This window comes from Brevundimonas sp. FV1ye4L, assembly GCF_058681255.1.
In genome coordinates this window covers 2,627,680-2,645,955 of the sequence record NZ_CM178734.1, presented here as the reverse complement: position 1 = coordinate 2,645,955, position 18,276 = coordinate 2,627,680, and the positions used below count along the sequence as shown (strand labels likewise).

At 67.4% G+C, this 18,276-nt stretch carries 20 protein-coding genes, 1 tRNA gene and 1 other RNA gene; 9 read left to right on the top strand and 13 right to left on the bottom strand.

The genetic code is table 11. The annotated features are described in order from the left end of the window. Window positions 1-25: 25 nt before the first annotated feature. Window positions 26-1,699 (top strand): peptide chain release factor 3, encoded by a 1,674-nt coding sequence (locus ACW17X_RS12735; RefSeq protein ID WP_492097903.1) that lies wholly within the window; start codon window positions 26-28, stop codon window positions 1,697-1,699. Here ACW17X_RS12735 and ACW17X_RS12730 read toward each other — a convergent pair. Next, window positions 1,696-2,313 carry an SCO family protein gene (locus ACW17X_RS12730; RefSeq protein WP_492097901.1) on the bottom strand — a complete coding sequence of 206 codons (618 nt, stop codon included), beginning with the start codon at window positions 2,311-2,313 and terminating at the stop codon, window positions 1,696-1,698. The genes ACW17X_RS12735 and ACW17X_RS12730 overlap by 4 nt on opposite strands. A 44-nt stretch (window positions 2,314-2,357) precedes the next feature. Here ACW17X_RS12730 and ACW17X_RS12725 point away from each other — a divergent pair, with 44 nt between their 5' ends. Together ACW17X_RS12725 and ACW17X_RS12720 are read left to right on the top strand one after the other, a co-directional pair. Continuing rightward, window positions 2,358-3,833 (top strand): ActS/PrrB/RegB family redox-sensitive histidine kinase, encoded by a 1,476-nt coding sequence (locus ACW17X_RS12725; RefSeq protein WP_492097899.1) that lies wholly within the window; start codon window positions 2,358-2,360, stop codon window positions 3,831-3,833. 109 nt (window positions 3,834-3,942) lie between these two features. Then, window positions 3,943-4,500 (top strand): ActR/PrrA/RegA family redox response regulator transcription factor, encoded by a 558-nt coding sequence (locus tag ACW17X_RS12720; RefSeq protein ID WP_492097898.1) that lies wholly within the window; start codon window positions 3,943-3,945, stop codon window positions 4,498-4,500. A 6-nt stretch (window positions 4,501-4,506) separates the two neighbouring features. Here ACW17X_RS12720 and ACW17X_RS12715 read toward each other — a convergent pair whose 3' ends face one another. Together ACW17X_RS12715 and ACW17X_RS12710 are read right to left on the bottom strand one after the other, a co-directional pair. Then, entirely contained in the window at window positions 4,507-5,718 is a 1,212-nt protein-coding gene (locus ACW17X_RS12715; RefSeq protein ID WP_492097896.1) for a cation:proton antiporter, read from the bottom strand. A 92-nt stretch (window positions 5,719-5,810) separates the two neighbouring features. Then, a tRNA-Gly gene (locus ACW17X_RS12710) sits at window positions 5,811-5,885 on the bottom strand. Window positions 5,886-5,961: 76 nt separating this feature from the next. Between ACW17X_RS12710 and ACW17X_RS12705 the strand changes: the two genes are divergently transcribed. Next, window positions 5,962-6,090 (top strand): hypothetical protein, encoded by a 129-nt coding sequence (locus ACW17X_RS12705; RefSeq protein ID WP_492097894.1) that lies wholly within the window; start codon window positions 5,962-5,964, stop codon window positions 6,088-6,090. 23 nt (window positions 6,091-6,113) lie between these two features. On the opposite strand, the gene ACW17X_RS12700 is transcribed toward ACW17X_RS12705, so the two are convergent. The 7 genes from ACW17X_RS12700 to ACW17X_RS12670 form a co-directional block, all read right to left on the bottom strand. Then, window positions 6,114-7,085 (bottom strand): TraB/GumN family protein, encoded by a 972-nt coding sequence (locus ACW17X_RS12700; RefSeq protein WP_492097892.1) that lies wholly within the window; start codon window positions 7,083-7,085, stop codon window positions 6,114-6,116. A 40-nt stretch (window positions 7,086-7,125) separates the two neighbouring features. Further along, complete coding sequence (locus ACW17X_RS12695) at window positions 7,126-7,710, bottom strand: hypothetical protein (protein ID WP_492097890.1); 585 nt, start codon at window positions 7,708-7,710, stop codon at window positions 7,126-7,128. A 2-nt stretch (window positions 7,711-7,712) separates the two neighbouring features. Beyond that, entirely contained in the window at window positions 7,713-7,904 is a 192-nt protein-coding gene (locus ACW17X_RS12690; protein WP_271165110.1) for a helix-turn-helix transcriptional regulator, read from the bottom strand. 10 nt (window positions 7,905-7,914) lie between these two features. After that, window positions 7,915-8,385, bottom strand: a complete 471-nt coding sequence (locus ACW17X_RS12685) for a hypothetical protein (protein WP_292149685.1) — start codon at window positions 8,383-8,385, stop codon at window positions 7,915-7,917. A gap of 81 nt (window positions 8,386-8,466) precedes the next feature. Then, window positions 8,467-9,681 carry a DNA recombination protein RmuC gene (locus ACW17X_RS12680; RefSeq protein ID WP_492097888.1) on the bottom strand — a complete coding sequence of 405 codons (1,215 nt, stop codon included), beginning with the start codon at window positions 9,679-9,681 and terminating at the stop codon, window positions 8,467-8,469. A gap of 51 nt (window positions 9,682-9,732) precedes the next feature. Further along, window positions 9,733-10,350 carry a recombination mediator RecR gene (gene recR, locus ACW17X_RS12675; protein WP_492097886.1) on the bottom strand — a complete coding sequence of 206 codons (618 nt, stop codon included), beginning with the start codon at window positions 10,348-10,350 and terminating at the stop codon, window positions 9,733-9,735. Next, window positions 10,350-10,679: a YbaB/EbfC family nucleoid-associated protein gene (locus ACW17X_RS12670; RefSeq protein ID WP_008260925.1), complete on the bottom strand. Its 330-nt coding sequence runs from the start codon at window positions 10,677-10,679 to the stop codon at window positions 10,350-10,352. Before ACW17X_RS12670 ends, recR begins: the two co-directional genes overlap by 1 nt. 165 nt (window positions 10,680-10,844) lie before the next feature. On the opposite strand from ACW17X_RS12670, the gene ACW17X_RS12665 reads away from it, so the two are divergent. After that, on the top strand, window positions 10,845-11,459 hold the full coding sequence (locus ACW17X_RS12665) for a malonic semialdehyde reductase (protein ID WP_492097884.1): 615 nt from the start codon (window positions 10,845-10,847) through the stop codon (window positions 11,457-11,459). 75 nt (window positions 11,460-11,534) lie between these two features. On the opposite strand, the gene ACW17X_RS12660 is transcribed toward ACW17X_RS12665, so the two are convergent. Further along, window positions 11,535-12,251 (bottom strand): c-type cytochrome, encoded by a 717-nt coding sequence (locus tag ACW17X_RS12660; protein WP_492097883.1) that lies wholly within the window; start codon window positions 12,249-12,251, stop codon window positions 11,535-11,537. A gap of 159 nt (window positions 12,252-12,410) precedes the next feature. On the opposite strand from ACW17X_RS12660, the gene ACW17X_RS12655 reads away from it, so the two are divergent. Continuing rightward, a complete protein-coding gene (locus tag ACW17X_RS12655; protein ID WP_492097881.1) occupies window positions 12,411-13,133 on the top strand; it encodes a 3-deoxy-manno-octulosonate cytidylyltransferase in 723 nt (240 codons plus the stop codon). A gap of 139 nt (window positions 13,134-13,272) precedes the next feature. Here ACW17X_RS12655 and nudC read toward each other — a convergent pair whose 3' ends face one another. Next, window positions 13,273-14,193: an NAD(+) diphosphatase gene (nudC, locus tag ACW17X_RS12650; protein ID WP_492097879.1), complete on the bottom strand. Its 921-nt coding sequence runs from the start codon at window positions 14,191-14,193 to the stop codon at window positions 13,273-13,275. A 49-nt stretch (window positions 14,194-14,242) separates the two neighbouring features. Here nudC and ffs point away from each other — a divergent pair. The 3 genes from ffs to ACW17X_RS12635 all read left to right on the top strand — a co-directional run bounded on the left by ffs (window position 14,243) and on the right by ACW17X_RS12635 (window position 17,508). Continuing rightward, window positions 14,243-14,338, top strand: an RNA gene (gene ffs / locus ACW17X_RS12645) — signal recognition particle sRNA small type. A 211-nt stretch (window positions 14,339-14,549) separates the two neighbouring features. Next, window positions 14,550-15,617, top strand: coding sequence for an alpha/beta fold hydrolase (locus ACW17X_RS12640; protein ID WP_492097877.1), 1,068 nt, complete (start codon window positions 14,550-14,552; stop codon window positions 15,615-15,617). 46 nt (window positions 15,618-15,663) lie between these two features. Next, entirely contained in the window at window positions 15,664-17,508 is a 1,845-nt protein-coding gene (locus ACW17X_RS12635; protein WP_492097875.1) for a DNA polymerase III subunit gamma/tau, read from the top strand. 50 nt (window positions 17,509-17,558) lie between these two features. Here the strand turns inward: ACW17X_RS12635 and ACW17X_RS12630 are convergent, their stop codons facing one another. Further along, window positions 17,559-18,254, bottom strand: coding sequence for a sugar transferase (locus tag ACW17X_RS12630; protein WP_492097873.1), 696 nt, complete (start codon window positions 18,252-18,254; stop codon window positions 17,559-17,561). Window positions 18,255-18,276: the final 22 nt, after the last annotated feature.

Sequence of the window (18,276 nt, the reverse complement as noted above, 5' to 3'; positions counted from 1 at the left end):
CGGCCGGGCGCGCTAGTCGCGCGCCATGACACTGACACTGCCCGAAGAAGCGGCCAAATCTTCAAGGACCCTCGCCGCCGAGGCGGCGAGGCGCCGGACCTTCGCCATCATCGCCCACCCGGATGCGGGCAAGACGACCCTGACCGAGCATATCCTGCTGGCCGGGGGCGCCATTCGCGCGGCCGGCGCCGTGCGGGCGCGGGGCGAGAACCGGCGGACCCGGTCCGACTGGATGAAGATCGAGAAGGAGCGGGGCATCTCCGTCAGCGCCTCGGTCATGACTTTCGAGCACGACGGCAAGATGTTCAACCTCTTGGACACGCCGGGGCACGAGGACTTCTCGGAAGACACCTATCGCACCCTGACCGCCGCCGACTGCGCCATCATGGTGCTGGACGCCGCCAAGGGGATCGAGCCGCAGACGCTGAAACTGTTCGAGGTCTGCCGCCTGCGCGACATTCCGATCATCACCTTCATCAACAAGCTGGACCGCGAGGCCCAGGATCCGATGACGCTGCTGGACGACATCGCATCGCGGCTGCAGCTGGACCCGGCCCCCATCTGGTGGCCGGCCGAGAGCGGCAATCGCCTGCGCGGCATGGTCGAGGTCGGCACCGGCCGTTTCCAGCCCTATACCCGCAAGATCGCCGGTTCAGCCGAGGATCCCGAACACCCCGCCGCCCTGCCGCTGGACCAGGCGGCGCAATATTTCGAGGCGGGCGAGCAGGACAATCTGGCCGAGGCGGTCGAACTGGTCGAGGGCGGCTATCCGGCCTTTGACCGGCAGGCCTTCCTGGAGGGTCATATGACGCCGGTGCTGTGGGGTTCGGCCCTGCGCCACTTCGGCATCGACGAATTGCTGAAGGCCATCGGCGACTGGGCCCCCGCGCCCAAGGTGATGAAGGCCAAGAAGGAATCCCCGCCCGAGACCCGCAACGCCCCGCTCGCCGTCGATACGGTGGTCGAGCCCGGCGCCGACGAGGTCACCGGCTTCGTCTTCAAGGTCCAGGCCAATATGGACCCCAACCACCGCGACCGGATCGCCATGTTCCGCATGGCCTCGGGCGCCTTCAAGCGCGGCATGAAGCTGAAGGTGCAGAACACGGGCAAGTCCCTGTCGGTCAATGCGCCGATCATGTTCTTCGCCTCGGACCGGGAACTGGCCGACGACGCCTTCGCCGGCGACGTGATCGGCATTCCGAACCACGGCGTGCTGCGCGTGGGCGACAGCCTCTCGGAAAGCGGGGTGGTGCGGTTCGCCGGCCTGCCGAACTTCGCGCCTGAAATCCTGCAACGGGTGCGGGTCAAGGATCCGCTGAAGGCAAAACACCTGAAGAAGGCGCTGGAAGGCCTGGCCGAAGAGGGCGTGACCCAGCTGTTCCGCCCCGAGATCGGTTCGGACTTCATCGTCGGCGCCGTGGGCCAGCTGCAGTTCGAGGTCATGGCCGACCGTCTGGGCGAGGAATACGGCCTGGACGTCATCTTCGAGCCGTCCCCCTATGCCGAGGCTCGCTGGGTCACTCCAGCCTCGGGGGGCTCGGATGCAGATATCGAGGACTTCTCGGGCAAATACCGCCCCCAGATGGCCCGCGACATCGACCAGGCCCCGGTCTTCCTGGCCAAGTCGAGCTGGGAAACCGGCTATGTCGGCGAACGCTTCCCCAAGATCGCCTTCACCAAGACCAGGGAGCGGGGTTAGCCCCGCGCCATCGCGTCCTCGATGATCTTGGTCGACTTGTCCGGACCCAGGCCATAGGCGACGGCGGTGCGGAACTTGCCGTCCGGGCCCATCAGATAGACGGTCAGGGAGTGGTTCATCGTATAGCCCTCGCCCTCGCCGACCTTCTCGTAATAGGCGCGGTAGGCCTTGGCGGCCTGGGCGACCTGGTCCGGCGTGCCGGTCAGGCCGATGGTCCCCTTGGGAAAGCCGTCGGATGACAGATAGTCCTTCAGTTGCCGGGGCGTGTCGCGTTCCGGATCGACGCTGATGAAGACGATCTGCAGGTCCTCTCCCTTCTCGCCCAGCCGCTGTTGCACCGCCGCCATTTCGGCCAGGGTGGTGGGGCAGAACTCGGGGCAGTAGGTGAAGCCGAAGAAGACCAGGGTCCATTTGCCGTTCAGGACGGTCTGATCGACCGGTTGCCCGTCCTGGTTCACCAGCTGGAAGTCGCCGCCGACCAGGGGCTGGCCGGTGGAGGTGACCTCGGCCGTTGCGGGCGCGCGGCTGGACACCACCACCACGGTGACGATGGCCAGGGCGGCGGCGATGGCGATACAGGCGCCGGCGAACAGCAGGATGGAACGACGCGGCATGACGACCTCTGACGAAAACCTCGGACCCGGTCTATAGAAGGCCCGTGACATCGACAGAAGACCGCATCGCGCCGCATGCGCCCTCCTTCTCGTCCGAGGGGGGGCTCTCAGACGCAGGTTGGCGTGAGACGCCGCGCCGAGGGCGCGGCTTTTCGCTGCGGACCCTGATCGTGCTGCGCTGGCTGACCATCCTGGGGCAGAGCGCGGCGATCCTGACAGCGTCGCAAGGCCTGCACTTCCCCCTGCCGCTCTGGCCCTGTCTGATCGTCATCGCCATCAGCGCGGCGGTCAATGTCGGGGCCATGGCCCGGGTGCGACGACTGGAGGCCAGCCTGCCGGACGGGCGGACCACGGCCATTCACCTGGGCTTCGACATCTTCCAGCTGGGCCTGCTGCTGGGGCTGACCGGCGGGCTGGAGAACCCCTTCTGTCTGCTGCTGGTGGCGCCGGTGACGATCGCGGCGGCGGCCCTGCCCGCGCGCCAGGCCGTGACCCTGGGCCTGCTGGCCCTGATCGCGGTGGGGGTGCTGTTCTTCTGGTCCGAGCCCCTGCCCTGGCGTCCCGGCGAGAATTTCCACCTGCCCCTGCTCTATCGGCTGGGCATGGTCATGGCCCTGGTGACGGGGGTGGTGTTCACGGCCGGCTACGCCTGGCGGGTGGCGGCCGACGCCGAGAAGCTGGAGCTGGCCCTGGCCACCACCCAGGACGTGCTGCAACGCGAGCAGCGGCTGGCGGCCCTGGGCGGGCTGGCGGCGGCGGCGGCGCATGAGCTGGGCACGCCGCTGGCGACCATCCAGGTGGTGGCCAAGGAGCTTCAGCGCGCCTCGGCCCCCGACAGCGAGGCGGCCGAGGACGCCGCCCTGATCCTGCAACAGGCCGAGCGGTGCCGGGGCATACTGACCCAGTTGTCGCAGCAGCCCGAGGGCGACGACGCCCTGTACGCCGATGTGGCGCTGAAGGCCCTGCTGGAAGAGGTGGTGGAGCCGCACCGGGGCTTTGATCTGGTGTTCGAGGTTCTGGTCAAGACGCCGCCAGGCCAGCCCGCGCCGCGGGTGCGTCGCCTGCCCGAGGTGGTCCACGGCCTGTCGACCCTGGTCGAGAACGCCGCCGACTTCGCGGCCTCCACCGTGCGGGTCCAGGCCCTGGTCGACGCCGGCTGGATCGAGATCGCCATTCTGGACGACGGCCCCGGCTTTCCCAGCGACATCCTGCCCCGGCTGGGCGAGCCCTATGTGACCAGCCGCCCCCAGGGCAAGGCGCGCCTGGCCCTGGCGGCTCAGATCGCCGCCGCCACCTCGCGCTCCCGCGACGCCCGTGCGGAGACCGCCATAGCCCCCAGCCAGGGCGGCATGGGCCTGGGCTTCTTCATCGCCCGCACCCTGCTGGAGCGGACCGGCGGCGTCGTCAGCGTCGGCCAGGGCCTGCTCCGCCCGGAAGCCTCGCCCGAGGGCCGCAGCCCTCTGCGCGGCGCCCGCGTGGCCGTGCGGTGGGCGCGCCCGGCTCTGGAGGTGGCGGCGTGAAATGGTCCGACACTTCCCGACCTGCGTATTGGGTCGAAGAGTCGCAGGGACGAACCTTGGCCTTGACCCGAACGCGACCGGTCCCGACTTGAAGCGGTAGGAGAACAGAATGCCCGAACTCGAGACCCGTATCGCCGCCCTGCCCGACAAGTCGCTGCTGCTGCTCGACGACGACCAGGCCCTGCGCACCCGGATGGGACGGGCGCTGGAATCACGCGGCTTCGAAGTCACCACCGCAGGATCGGTCGCCGAGGCCACCCAGTTGCTGCGCGACAAGGCGCCGGCCTTCGCCGTGCTGGACATGCGGCTGGAGGACGGCAACGGTCTGAAGGTCGTCGAGGCGGTGCGCGAACGGCGCGAGGACGCCCGCATCGTCATGCTGACCGGCTACGGCGCCATCGCCACCGCTGTGGCGGCGGTCAAGGCCGGGGCGGTCGACTATCTGTCCAAGCCCGCCGACGCCGACGACGTGGTCAAGGCCCTGCTGGCCACGGCCGACGAGGCGCCCGAGCCGCCCGAGAACCCGATGAGCGCCGACCGGGTGCGCTGGGAACATATCCAGCGCGTCTACGAGCTGTGCGACCACAATGTCTCGGAGACCGCGCGTCGCCTGGGCATGCACCGCCGCACCCTGCAACGGATCCTGGCCAAGCGCGCCCCGCGCTGAAGCCGTCTAGCCGGCCTTGCTGACCAGCCGGCCCAGACGGGCCAGCTGCGGCTTGACCATCGGCATGGTCAGCATGGTGGAGCCCACGGCCATCAGCAGCAGGGCGGTGAAGGTCTCGTTGGTGATGATCTGCTTGTCCAACAGGATGTTGGCGAAGATGATCATGATCAGGGCCTTGGTCTGAAGCAGCCAGCCGATGATCGAGGCCTCGCCCTTCTCCCACTTCAGGATACGGCCGGCCATATGCACCCCGGCCAGCTTGCCCGCCACCGAGGCGACCAGCAGCACCGCCGCCGCCGCGAACACCGCCACGCCGCCGACGTCCCACTGGGTCCGTAGGCCCGTGCTCAGGAAGAAGACTGGCATCACCGCCAGCAGGATGTGGTTGCGGAACAGGTCCATCCTGGCCTGATCGAACCAGCGGTGATCCAGCACCGCCCCGGCCAGAAACGCCCCCACCATGAAGTGCAGCCCCGACCAGTCGCCGGCGAAGCCACAGGCGGCCAGCCAGATCAGGGCGACGTACCAGCGATCAGACTCGGGCAGACGCTTCATCAGCCAGCGCACCGCCCAGGCCGCCACGGCGAAGCCGACCAGAAACCCGACCTGACGCCCCACCCTTTCCCAATCCAGCAGGATCAGGGCCAGCACCCCCCAGATCGCCACATCGTCCAGGCTGGCGTAGCGCAGGATCCGCTGGCCGATCGGCTGACGCAGAATCTCGAGCTTCTCCATGAACAGGATCAGGATCGGCAGGGCGGTGACCGCGCAGGCCATGCCGATCCCCAGCACCACCTGCCAGGTCTGGCCCTGCGACCCCGTCCAGCCTGGGAACTGCAACATGCCGAGCGACGCCAGGGACCCAAGGGCCAGGGGCGCGATCAGGGCCAGACCCGAGGTAACCGCCGTCTCGCCCCGCTTCGCCCACGCCTGGTGCAGATCCAGCTCGAGACCGGCGATAAAGACGAAGATCATCACCGCCCACCAGGCCACGCCGTTCAGGGCCGTGATCACCTGGGGATTGAACACCGTGGCATAATAGGCCGGGAACACCGCCCCCAGCACGCCCGGCCCCAGCAGGATGCCGCCGATGATCTGCACCACCACCAGAGGCGCATAATGATCGGTCTTCAGCCCGCGCCAGATCAGATAGGGCGCGCTGAAGATGATCAGCATGGCGATCAGATACAGCTCGGTCGTGTTCATCACATGCGGCATCACACCCCTCCCAAGGCGACGCTTCGCCCCCTGCGCCGCCCCGCCTTGGCCGACGGATGTCACGCACACGAGACGCCCTGGCGGGCGAAACTTGGAGCGGGCGATGGGAATCGAACCCACGACATTCAGCTTGGGAAGCTGACGTTCTACCTCTGAACTACGCCCGCGCGAGGTCTTCCTTAGACGCAGGTCTGGCGCGGCTCAAGGCGGCGGGGCAAGGTCTTGTCCGGGGGAGGATCCGAAATGCGGCGAGGGAACGACGGAGGCGGCCTGGGCGGCCTGGGCTTCGGCTGTCTTGCGGCCACGATTCTTGTGGCGGCGATCGCGGCGGCGCTGTGGGTGATCTTCGCCTGGGGCGTCAATCAGGCCTGAGCGCCGCCGCCTTCCGTCTATTCTTACTCGACGCTTTCGACCGCGACGCCGCGAGACTTCAGGATCGACTGGACGCTGTCGTCGCCGGTCAGGTGGGCGGCGCCCACGGCGATGAAGGCGGTGCCGGAACCCTGGAGCTGGGTCTGAATCTGGTCGGCCCAGTCGGTGTTCCGATCAACCAACAGCACCTTGTACAGTTCCGGCGCCTCGGCTTTCATGTCCTCGATCACGATCTCGTCCAGAGCTTCGACGTCGCCCTTGGCCCAGGCCTCGACCATGGAGTCGAGCACGACCACCGCCTGATCGAAATCCTTCAGGGTCTCGCGCAGGAACTCCAGTTGGACGTCGTCGGGCAGGGTGGCCAGCATGCCGATCTGGTCTTCAAGGGTCTCGAAGCCGTGAATGGTCTTGCCGGCGGCTTCGGCGCGCGTCTTCAGGGCCAGTTCGACCCCCGACTGAGGATCATAACCCGCCTTGACCAGGGGAGCGACCGAGAGGGAGAGCGCGGCCAGCCAGGGTTTCAGCGGATCGAGCTGCGCGGCCGAGGCGCCGATGGTCTTGGCGGCGGTGTCCAGCTGGGCCAGTTCGTCGGCCGTGAGGCGGCTGGACAGAGGAGCCTGGGGCGACAGGCCATATTGCTGGATCAGGGGCATCATGGCCGCCTGGTCATCCGGATTGGTGATCTCGAACCAGATGTCCGAGGCGCTGTCGAAGGCGGCGTTGACGCGCGGGCTGGCCCAGCCGGTGGTCGGGCGCAGGACGTGGATGGAGCCGAACAGATACAGGGTCGAGTCCGCATCCTTGACCACCCACAGGGCCGGCCCCTGGCCCTGAATGGCGGGCGTCGCGGCAGCGGCTGGAGCCGGAGCGGCCTGAGCGATGGCCTGAGCCGGGGCCCCGGCGATGGCGAAGACCAGAGCCAGGCCTGCGGCGACGCCGACGACGCCCTGGGTGAGGGTGGAAACGGAAGACTTGAGGCGTTTGGAAAGGGTCATGATCTTGGTCCTTGGTTGAGAGTTTACTGGGTTTGGAAGTTCAGTGAAGGCCGCGCCGCATCGAGGCGACGGTGGAGGCCAGAAGGTAGATCGTCATCAACACGCCCAGCATGCCCCAGGCGGACACGCCGCCGGTCAGGCCCAGACGCTCGGCCGCCGCATAGAGGAACAGGGCCATCTGCGAGGCCCAGAAGGCCAGGGCGCTGGTCTCGACCATCACCCGTCGCAGCATCTCGTCCGCACGGCGCCAAAGCTGCAGATTGGCGACCGACTGGACGACGGACAGCACCACCAGGCCGACGAAGACCAGGTCAGGTTCGATCACGGCGGGACCCCACATCGGGGCCAGCATCAGCACGCCGGCGATCATCATGACCACAGCCTGCAGCACGCCGCACCCGCCGGGCAGCTTTGGGGAACGCAGGGCGACCATCACCGCCATCACCATCCCGGTCGCCAGCAGCAGGGCAGCGATGACCAGGGCCAGGGCGTCGTCCCAGCTCAGGTCTTCGATCGCCAGCTGACCGCCGACCAGATAGCCGACGCCGGCGCCAACCAGGGCGAGGAACACGAGGCCGCCGATACGCAGCGGCCAGGACATCTTGATCTCTTCAACGCTCGACATTGTCAGTCCTCCGAGAAGATGGATTCGATCGGTTGATCGAAGACGCGGGCGATCTTGAAGGCCAGCGGCAGGGAGGGGTCGTAGCGACCTGTCTCCAGCGCATTGACCGTCTGACGCGACACGCCCAGCAGTTCGGCGAGATGGGCCTGGGACCAGTCGCGTTCGGCCCGCAGCACCTTGAGGCGGTTGTTCATGGTTCAGCCCTCAACGGCGCTTCCACCACCACCAGGCCCAGGCGAGGCCGTAGCCGAGCAGCATCAGCAAAATCATCGCATAGGCGCCGATGGCCGCATGGATGGCGGGGTCATCCCGGTCGAAGAAGGTGAAGGGAAGACGCCATTCCGACGCCTGGGGCAGGAAGGACAGAATAATCGCGATGCCGCCCAGCATCATGCCCGTCGAGCCGCCCCAGAACCAGGCCGACTTGTGAGCCTCGCGCGCCGCCTCATCGATCGAACGCATCCACAGCACGGCCGTCCATAGGGCGGCGGACATAAGCCCGACACCCAACACGCCGAGCACGACTGGCGCGACCGCCGCCTCAAACCGGGCCATGGCGTCAGGGTCGTCGGCGAAGAAATAGCCGACCGCGTATCCAGCGACGCCGGAGAGGATGATCAGAGCGACCATGGCTACAGCCGAGCCGATCAAGATTTTCACCACAGTCCGCGGCATGGAACGCCTCCTTGTCTTTATGACAAGGACACTTTACCTCGCGACCCAAGGATGTCAAGCACCCTTGTCAAAGAGACAAGCTCAGTTGTCTGCAGGTCCCGTCAGCTCAGGCCGGGTGATGGTGCGGGGCTGGGTTTCGACCTGAGCAAGCGCAGGAATTTCCTTGCCCTCGTGGTCCACCTGCAGATCCTCGAACCGGCGGGCGGAGACCATGACCTGGCTCTCCAGCGAGCCGACGAACTGGTTGTACTTGCCCACCGCCTGATCCAGCGCCCGCCCCACCGCCGAGGCGTGGCCGCCCATGACCGACAGCCGCTTGTAGAGTTCGCGCCCCAGGGCGGCGACCTTGTCGGCGTTGGCCGCCTGTTCCTCGGCCCGCCAGCCGTAAGCGACGGCCTTGCACAGGGCGAACAGGGTGGACGGAGTGGCGATGACGACTCGCGACTCCATCGCGTCGGACAACAGGTCCGGCGCATGGTCCAGGGCGGTGGCCAGGAAACTGTCGCCCGGCACGAACAGGACGACGAAATCCGGGCTGGGCTTGAACTGGTCCTGATAGGCCTTGGACGACAGCTGACGCACATGGGTCTTCAGGCTGGCGGCGATGCGCAGGCCGACCGAGCGGGCGCGCGCCTCCTCGTCGCCCTCCTCGTCATCGAAAGCCAGGGGCACCTTGGCGTCGATGACGAACAGGCCGCCGCCCGGCAGACGCACCAGGAAGTCGGGCCGGTTCTGACGCCCGTCGTCGTCGGCGCTGGAGGTCTGTTCGGTGAAATCGAACCGGCCCGCCATGCCCGCGGCCTCCAGCACATTGCGGCAGGTCTGTTCGCCCCAGCGGCCGCGCCGGCCGGTGTTGCCGCGCAGGGCCTCGGTCAGTTTGCGCGCCTCGTCCCGCGTCGCCGACGAGGCGGCCATCAGCTGGGTCAGCTGCTCCTTGAGCCCCCCGGTCTCCTCGGCCCGGGTCTTCTCCAGCGCCGCCACATGTTCCTGAAACTTCGTCAGGGTGTCGGCCACCGGCTTCAGCTGGGCCGCCATCCGCTCACGCGCCAGCTGGTCCTGGGCGCGGAAGGTCTCGGTCGCGCGACTGACCATCTGGTCCGCCACTACCTGGGCCGACTGGGCCGCCTGGGCCTTCAGCAGCTCGCCCATGGTGACCCGGCTTTCCTCGACCAGATCGATCCGCGCCAGGGCCGCCGACAGCGCCCCCTGTGCTTTTTGCCACCCCATGAAGGCCCACAGGAAACCGCCCCCCAAGGCGGCGGCGAGGACGGCGAGGATCAGCGCGAGCATGTTCATGCTCCGTTCCTAGCGGGAGTCGCCTTCCCGGAAAAGCCGCCAGCGGCGTCTTTACGCCGGCCTTCGCGCCCGCATGGCTTGAACAATGGTGCCGTCGTCCAGCCAGTCCAACTCGCCGCCCACCGGCACGCCGCGCGCCAGGGAGGTGACCTGGACGTCGGAGCTCGAGATGCGTTCGGCGACATAATGGGCGGTGGTCTGGCCGTCGACGGTGGCGGGCAGGGCCAGGACGACCTCGCGCACCGCGCCGCCCCCCTCGTTCTGGTGTCTGACCCGGCCGACCAGTTCGGCGATGCGCAGATGTTCGGGGCCGACCCCGTCGAGGGCCGACAGCAGGCCGCCCAGCACATGATATTTGCCGCCGAAGGCGCCGGACCGCTCCATGGCCCACAGGGCGCCGGCCTCCTCGACCACGCAGATCAGGCCGTTGTCGCGCGATCCGTCCGAACAGATGGCGCAGGGGTCGCGCGTGTCGGGCGCGCCGCAGACCGAGCAAGACACCACCTTCTCGGCCGTCTCGGCCAGGGACGCCGCCAGCGGCACAAGCAATTGCTCGCGCCGCTTCAGCAGGGCCAGGGCCGCACGCCGGGCCGAGCGCGGGCCGAGCCCTGGCAGTTTGGCGAGAAGGGAGATCAGCCGCTCGATCTCCGGCCCGGCGGAAGCGGCCATCAGAACAGTTTCGGCATTCCGGGAATATTCATCCCGGCCATCGGACCTGCGGCTTCCCGCATCAGGGCGTTGTTGACCTCGTCCAGCTTGCGCTTGGCGTCGGCGTGGGCGGCCACGATCAGGTCGGCCAGGATCTCGCCCTCGCCGGGCGACAGCAGGCTGTCGTCGATCTTGATCGCGGTGATCTCGCCGGCGCCCTTCAGGGCCACGGTCACAAGGCCGCCGCCCGAGGAGCCCTCGGCGGAGGTTTCGGCCATCTTCGCCTGGGCGTCCTGCAGCTTTTGCTGCATCGCCTGGGCCTGCTGCATCAGTTGGGTAAGGTCTTTCATGCCCCCTAGATAAGACGAAGCCGGCCGGTGCGACAGGGGTGTTTCGCCCGGATGACGTGCGTCCCCTTGGAAACGATGGATTGCCTGATTTGCACTTGAAACAGTTGCTGAAGCGACTAGATCAGCACCTGCACTTGTTGCTTTTCATGATCAGGACGCCTTCCCATGGCCTATGATGCCGCCACCCAACGCGACGCCCCGCTGTCGGACGCCGCCCTGTCGCAACTCTTCACCGAGGCGCGCACCCGCAACGCCTGGAGCGACCGCCCGGTCGCGCCGGAACTGCTGCACAAACTCTACGACCTGACCAAGTTCGGCCCCACGGCCGTCAACGCCAGCCCCGCCCGGTTCGTCTTCGTCACCTCGCCCGAGGCCAAGGCGCGGCTGATCCCGCTGATGAGCGAGGGCAATCGCGCCAAGACCCAGCAGGCGCCGGTGAACCTGATCATCGCCCAGGACATCGACTTCCACGAGCATCTGGACGCCCTGTTCCCCCATGCGCCGGGAGCCAAGGCCTGGTTCGCCGATGAGGCCGGACGTCGCGAGAGCGCCTTCCGCAACGCCTCGCTTCAGGGCGGATATCTGACCATCGCCGCCCGGGCCCTGGGCCTGGACGTCGGCCCCATGTCCGGCTTCGACGCCGCCGCCGTGAAGGCCGAGTTCTTCCCCGACAGCAATGTCGAACCGAACTACATCCTCAACCTGGGTTACGGCACGGACGAAAACCTGTTCCCGCGCTCGCCGCGCCTGTCGTTCGACCAGGCGGCGCAGATCCTCTGAGCCGCGCGATCCGCCAAAAGACAACGGGGCGGCCTGCAAAGGCCGCCCCGCTTCAATTCAAGACCAAAGTCGATCTCAGGTGTTCGGCGGCGCCAGACTGGTGGAGGCTGGCGGGGCCGCTGGAGTCTGCTGGATCGGGGGGGCCGCACCGACAGCCGGGGTTTCGCCGGTCGCCTCGGTCGCGGGCGCGCCTTCAGCAGGCGCTTCTCCTTCGGCCGGAGCCGCAGCGCCGGGCTGGCGGGCCGGATCGGGCGCTGGGATGGCGAAGCCGCCCGAGCCCTGGTTCCGCAGCCAGGCGATCAGATTGATCCGGGTCTGGGTGTCGCGAATGCCGGCGAAGGACATCTTGGTGCCGGGCACATAGCGGGCGGGAGCGGTGATGAATTTGTCCAACTCATCATAGCCCCAGTTCGGCGCCTCGGCCTTGTGCTGGGTCATGGCGTCCGAATAGGCGAAGCCCGCGCTGTGCAGGACCGGTCCGCCCACCACCCCGTACAAGTTCGGACCGATGCCGTTGGCCCCACCCTGCGCCGCGTTATGGCAGGCCTGGCAGCGCGCGAAGGCGGCCTCGCCGGCGGCCAGATCGGCGGCGGGCAGGACCGTGCCCCAGTCGGGCGGCAACTCAGCCTCTTCAGCGCCGGCGGCCTCGTCCGGCGCGTCGACGAAATAGCCCATCTTTTCCGGCGGCTCGGAATGATAGATCAGGCCCGACGCCTGTTGCACGACCAGGATGACGAACGCCGTCCCCAGGGCCGCACCGAAAATCTTGTTCCATTTCAGATCGCCGCTCATGCGCGTCGTCTCATCCCGTCCCAGAGGTTTCCCAACTTCGCCGTCTTACGCAGCGAAGCCTTCCTTGCCTGTTCACGTCTGGCACGGTAGCGCGGGGTTCGCAACCGGCGCAAACGTTCCAAGAGCGGCGGCTGATCCAGGCAGGCTCCGACTAGACTCATGAATCCGTTGATATTGATACCCGCTCGCATGGCGGCGACCCGTCTACCGAACAAGCCGCTGGCCGATATCGGCGGCAAACCCATGATCGTGCGGGCCTATCAGCAGGCCGAAGCCTCGGGCCTGCCGGTCGCCGTCGCCGCCGGCGATCCCGAGATCGTCGCCGCCATAGAGGCCATCGGCGGCCGGGCCATTCTGACCGATCCCGACCTGCCGTCGGGCTCGGACCGGATCCGCGCCGCCGTGGACGCCATCGACCCGCAAGGCGATTTCGACGCCGTGATCAATGTCCAAGGCGACATGCCCTTCGCCGATCCGGGCCTGGCCACGGCCTGCGCCGCCATTCTGCACGGCGAACCGAGCTGCGACATCGCCACCCTGGTCGCCGCCGAGGCCGATCTGTCGGACCGGACCAATCCCGATGTCGTCAAGGCGGTCCTGGCCCTGGCCGAAGACGAGCGCCAGGCCCGCGCCCTCTATTTCACGCGCTCGACCCTTTACGGCGACGCGCCGATCTGGCGTCACATCGGCGTCTACGGCTATCGCCGCGCGGCCCTGAACCGCTTCTGCGCCGCGCCCCAATCGCCGCTGGAGAAGCGCGAGAAGCTGGAACAGTTGCGCGCCCTGGAAATGGGGATGCAGATCTGGGCCGCCGTCATCGACGAAGCCCCCCTGTCCGTCGACAATCCCGCCGACCTGGAGGCGGCGCGGGCGCTGGCGTAACGAATCTCCCTCCCCTTCATGGGGAGGGACGGCGAGGCGGAGCCGAGCCCGGGTGGGGCCGTCAGGCTATCCGCTCACGCCCTTTCGGGTCCCACCCCGATCGCTACGCGATCGCCCCTCCCCATGAAGGGGAGGGAGATTAGGCTTCCTCCGCCCACGCCTTGATCAGGCTGTGGGCGATGGCGAAAGACGGCGGAGCCTGGATGGTCGGGTGTTCGCCCGCCAACACCGCCCTCGCCTCGGCCCGCGTCAGCCAGGCCACCGATTCCAGCTCGGTCTGATCGGGCCGGGCCTGATCATCCGACACCTCGGCGATCAGGCCGATCATCAGCTGCGACGGGAAGGGCCAGGGCTGGCTGGAGTGATAGACGGCGTCGACCACCGTCAGGCCCGCCTCTTCCTTGACCTCGCGGGCGCAGGCCTCCTCGATCGACTCGCCGGGCTCCAGGAAGCCGGCCAGGGCCGACATCCGCCCCGCTGGCCAGGCCGCCTGGCGTCCCAGCAGACAGACCGGCTCGGCCCCGCCCTTGTAGACCGGCAGCATGATGGTGACCGGATCGACGCGCGGGAAATGTTCGGTCCCGCAGGCCGGGCAACGCCGTTTCCACCCGCCCGAGGTCGTCTCGCTCAGCGTGCCGCAGTTGGCGCAGAAGCCGTGTTTGCGCCGCCAGTCGAACAGGCTCTTGGCCCCGCCCGCCATGGCCGCGTCCTGGGCCGGCAGAATGGCCGCGGCGCTGCGCATTTCGTGAAAGACGCCCACCCCCTTGAGCGCCCCCTCGGTCGGGTCGATCGAGCCCTCGAACTCGATGGCGAAGACCGGCGCGTCCTTCCACAAACCCAGGAAGACGTCGCGATCCGGCACGATGTCGCGCGCATGTTTCAGCGACAGCCAAGCCAGGCGCGGTCCGTCTGCCGTTTCCTCGACCAGGGGCCGTCCCTCCCACAGGACCAGGGCCTGGGCTTCGGGGTTGGCCTCCTGCGCGGCCAGCCATTCCGGATCGTTGCGCAGGTCGCCGGCGCGGTCGAGCGGATTGCCGGCGAAGATATTCTGATGAGCCATCCGGCCTTGTAACCCTTGATTCCGTTCGCCGCACCCGTCATATCCCCTCTCGGAGATCGCGCGGGCGAAGGTTTCGCCAATCTGGTCAGGGCCGGAAGGCAGCAGCCACAACGAATTCCCCTTCGGGTCGCGCGGTCTCTACCTCATCACATTTTTATGGCGCTACACTCGCGACGCGGTCGCTCGCGGCTTGAGCGCGGCTTTTTGCGCTATCGCTCGCCGCGCGACGGCTCGCGGCTTGAGCGCGTTTGCGCGTATCGCTTGCTGTCTGGGGCGTCTGACGCCGCACCATCTGAGCAGTGTTCCTCGACGAGACGCCTGGTTTATAAGACGCCGACATTTGACCGAGGGGCGGCATGAGAATTTGGGGTTTGATTGCGGCGGGCCTGATGCTGTGCATTGGCGGCGTCAAGCAGGCGGGCGCGTCCGATCTGAGCCCTGCTTGCCAGACAGCTGGACAAGCGATTCATGAGGCTGGCTTCGTCTCAATCGGCGGCATCGAGCAATGGGTGGTCGTCGATGGCGCGGACTGCCGCAACCCGGTCGTGGTGATCGTGCACGGCGGACCGGGCAATCCCAACACGCCCTTCGCCCGCAATATCTTCGCCGACTGGGAAAACGACTTCACCATCGTTCAATGGGACCAGCGGGGCTCGGGTAAGACCTATGGCGCCAACCGGCCCGCAGAGGACGAACCCCTGACCCTGCAGGCGCTCACGGCGGACGGGGTCGAGGTGACGCGTTATGCGATTCAGCGCTTCGGCAAGCGCAAGGTCATCCTGATGGGCGGATCCTGGGGCTCGGCCCTGGCGACCCATATGGCGATGGCGGCCCCAGACCTGTTCCACGCCTATGTGGGAACCGGCCAGTTGGTAAACTATCAGGACGATCTGAAGGTCAGCTATACGCGCACCCTTGCCCTGGCGACGGCCGCCAGCGACAGCGAGGCCATGGCCAGGCTAGAGGCCTTGGGCGCGCCGCCGTGGACCAATCCGCGTGCATTCGGAGTTCTGCGGCGGATATCGCGCAGATACGAAGCCCTGGTCAGCGAACCGCCGCCGGCTGGCTGGTTCACCTTTGGCCCGGGGTACGACACGCCCGCCTACGAGGCCGACTATACGGCGGGTGAGGACTACTCCTTCTTCGCCTTCGTCGGTCCCGCCAATAATGGCATGGGCCCAGGGATCGACCTGCGCGCGCTAGGAATGGATTTCGCCATGCCTGTCTACATGCTGCAGGGTGAGGAGGATTTGGTCACGCCGACACAGGTCTCCCGCGCCTATTTCGATGAGCTTTCCGCCCCGCAGAAGACTTTTGTATCGTTGGCTCGAACGGGACACGACCCGAATCGCATAATGATCGATGCGCAATACGAGGCCTTGATAAGGGCGCGCGCAGACGCCGTAACGACGGACATGCGCTGAGTAAAACGGCTTCGCCACGGCGGCTGCTGGCTGTAAGACTTCGCCCATGACGGACAACGACCCGAATCTCGACGGCCCGCCCTGGGAAGAGGACGACGTCGTCGCGCGCGACGAGAACACCGACGACATGTTCGGCGCACCTACGCCGGCGCCTGAGCCGGTTGCGGCGCCTGTCGCCGCCAAGCCTGCCCCCGCCCCTGCCGAAGTCGAAGCCCATGTCGATGACGGGTCCGCCTATCAGGTGCTGGCGCGCAAATACCGGCCGCGCACCTTCGAGGATCTGATCGGCCAGGAGGCGATGGTCCGTACACTGACCAACGCCTTCTCGACCGGCCGGATTGCTCACGCCTTCATGCTGACCGGGGTTCGCGGGGTCGGCAAGACGACCACCGCCCGCCTGCTGGCCCGCGCCCTGAACAACGAGACGGAGACCATCGACCGTCCGTCCCTGACCCTGACCGCCCACGGCCGGCACGACGCCGCCATCATGGCCGGCCAGCATATGGACGTGATGGAGATGGACGCCGCCTCCCACACCGGCGTCAACGACATCCGCGACATTCTGGAGAGCGTCCGCTACGCCCCGGTCGAGGCGCGCTATAAGGTCTATGTGCTGGACGAGGTCCACATGCTGTCGACGCAGGCGTTCAACGCCCTGCTGAAGACGCTGGAGGAGCCCCCGCCCCACGCCAAATTCATCTTCGCCACCACCGAGATCCGCAAGGTGCCGGTGACGATCCTGAGCCGCTGCCAGAGATTCGACCTGCGCCGGGTCGAGCCCGAGATCCTGATCGATCACCTGGGCCGGATCGCCGAACGCGAGGGGATGAAGATCGAGCAGGACGCCCTGGCCTTGATTTCTCGCGCCGCCGAAGGCTCGGTGCGCGACGGCCTGTCCCTGCTGGATCAGGCCCTGGTCCAGGCCGAGCGCGGTCAGATGGTCAAGACCGAGACGGTGCGCGACATGCTGGGCCTGGCGGACCGCAGCCAGACCATCGCCCTGTTCGAGAGCGTCATGGCCGGCCGCACGCCCGAGGCGCTGGAAAATTTCCGCACGCTTTACGGCTTCGGCGCCGATCCGGTGCAGGTGACCAACGATCTGCTGGAACACTGCCACGCCGCCTCGGTCGCCAAGATGCTGGGCCCGAACGCGACCCGCCTGCCCAATGACCAGGCGCAGAAGCTGGCCGCCCTGGGCGCCGCCATCCCCGCCGCCACCCTGTCGCGCACCTGGCAGATGCTGCTGAAGGCCCTGGACGAGGTGAGACGCGCCCCCAATCCGGCCGACGCCGTGGAAATGGCCATCGTCCGCCTGGCCTACGCCGCCGACCTGCCGGGACCGGAGGAGGCGTTGAAGCGGCTTCAGTCGGGCGAACCCTTTGGCGGCGGTTCGGCCCCGCGCGGCGGAGGCTCTGGTGGAGGCGGCGGCGCCTCGGCTCAGTTGGCCGCCCGCCCCGTCATGGCCCCCGCCCTGCCCGATCCGCAGAGCTTCGAACAGGTGGTCGCCCTGATCGGCGAGAAACGCGAAGTCGGCTTGCAGATGGACGTCGAACGGTTCGTCAAACCCGTCTCGTTCAAGCCCGGCGCCATCGTCTATGAAAGCGTTGAAGGCGCGCCGGTTGAACTGGCCCGGCGCCTGGCCGGCCGACTGCGGGAATGGACCGGCCGCACCTGGCTGATCGCCGCCAACGGCCAGGGGGGCGGCGAGACCCTGATCGAACGCCAGAAGAAGGAGCGCGCCGCCGAGCGCGAGAAGGTTGAGGCCGACCCCTTCATCAAGGCGGTGCTGCTGGCCTTCCCCGGCGCCAAGCTGGGCGAGATCAAGACCATCGCCCCCACCGTGATCACGCCGGAAATCCCGGAGCCGTCCGAGGACGACGACGAGGACTGAGGGATTGGTCGTTCGGAAATGCGGGCGGCTTAAATCCGCCCGTTTCGGCGTCAGTAGGCGTTGACGCGCTTCAGGATCATCGGAACCGTGCGCCAGATGATCAGCAGGTCGTCGCGGAAGGTCCAGCCTGCGGCGTATTCCACATCGGCCTCGACCCGGCGCGCCATGCAGCTGAGCTGATGGATTTCGCCCCGCAGGCCCAGGATCTGGGCCAGGCCGGTCAGGCCGGGACGCACGGCGAAGCGGTCCGCATAGCGCGGCAGCAGGGCGCCGTAGTGATTGTCGTGCGCCAGGGCGTGGGGGCGCGGTCCGACCAAGGACATGTCGCCCATCACCACGTTCAGCAGTTGCGGCAGTTCGTCCAGGCTGGTGGCGCGGATGAAGGCGCCGACGCGGGTGACGCGCTTGTCGTTCTTGGACGCGTGGGCGATCTTGTCCCCGTCCTCGGTCACCGTCATGCTGCGGAACTTGAGGATGGTGAAAATCTTGCCGTCGCGACCTGTGCGGCGCTGACGGAACAGAATCGGGCCTCGGCTTTCGACGACAACCGCCAAAGCGATAATCAAGAGAGCAGGCAGAAGAACAAGCAGGGCGCCGCCGGCCAAAATCAGGTCCATGGCGCGTTTGCAAGCGGCGGAGCCCGAACCGCGGCGGAAAGTGGGAGACCAGACCTTTTCGACCGGCTTGGCAGGTGTCGAGATCGCCGGAGCCGCAGCCAACGATGGGCCGGACAAACTATCGAACATTGTTTCCCCCTCCCTCGCCACG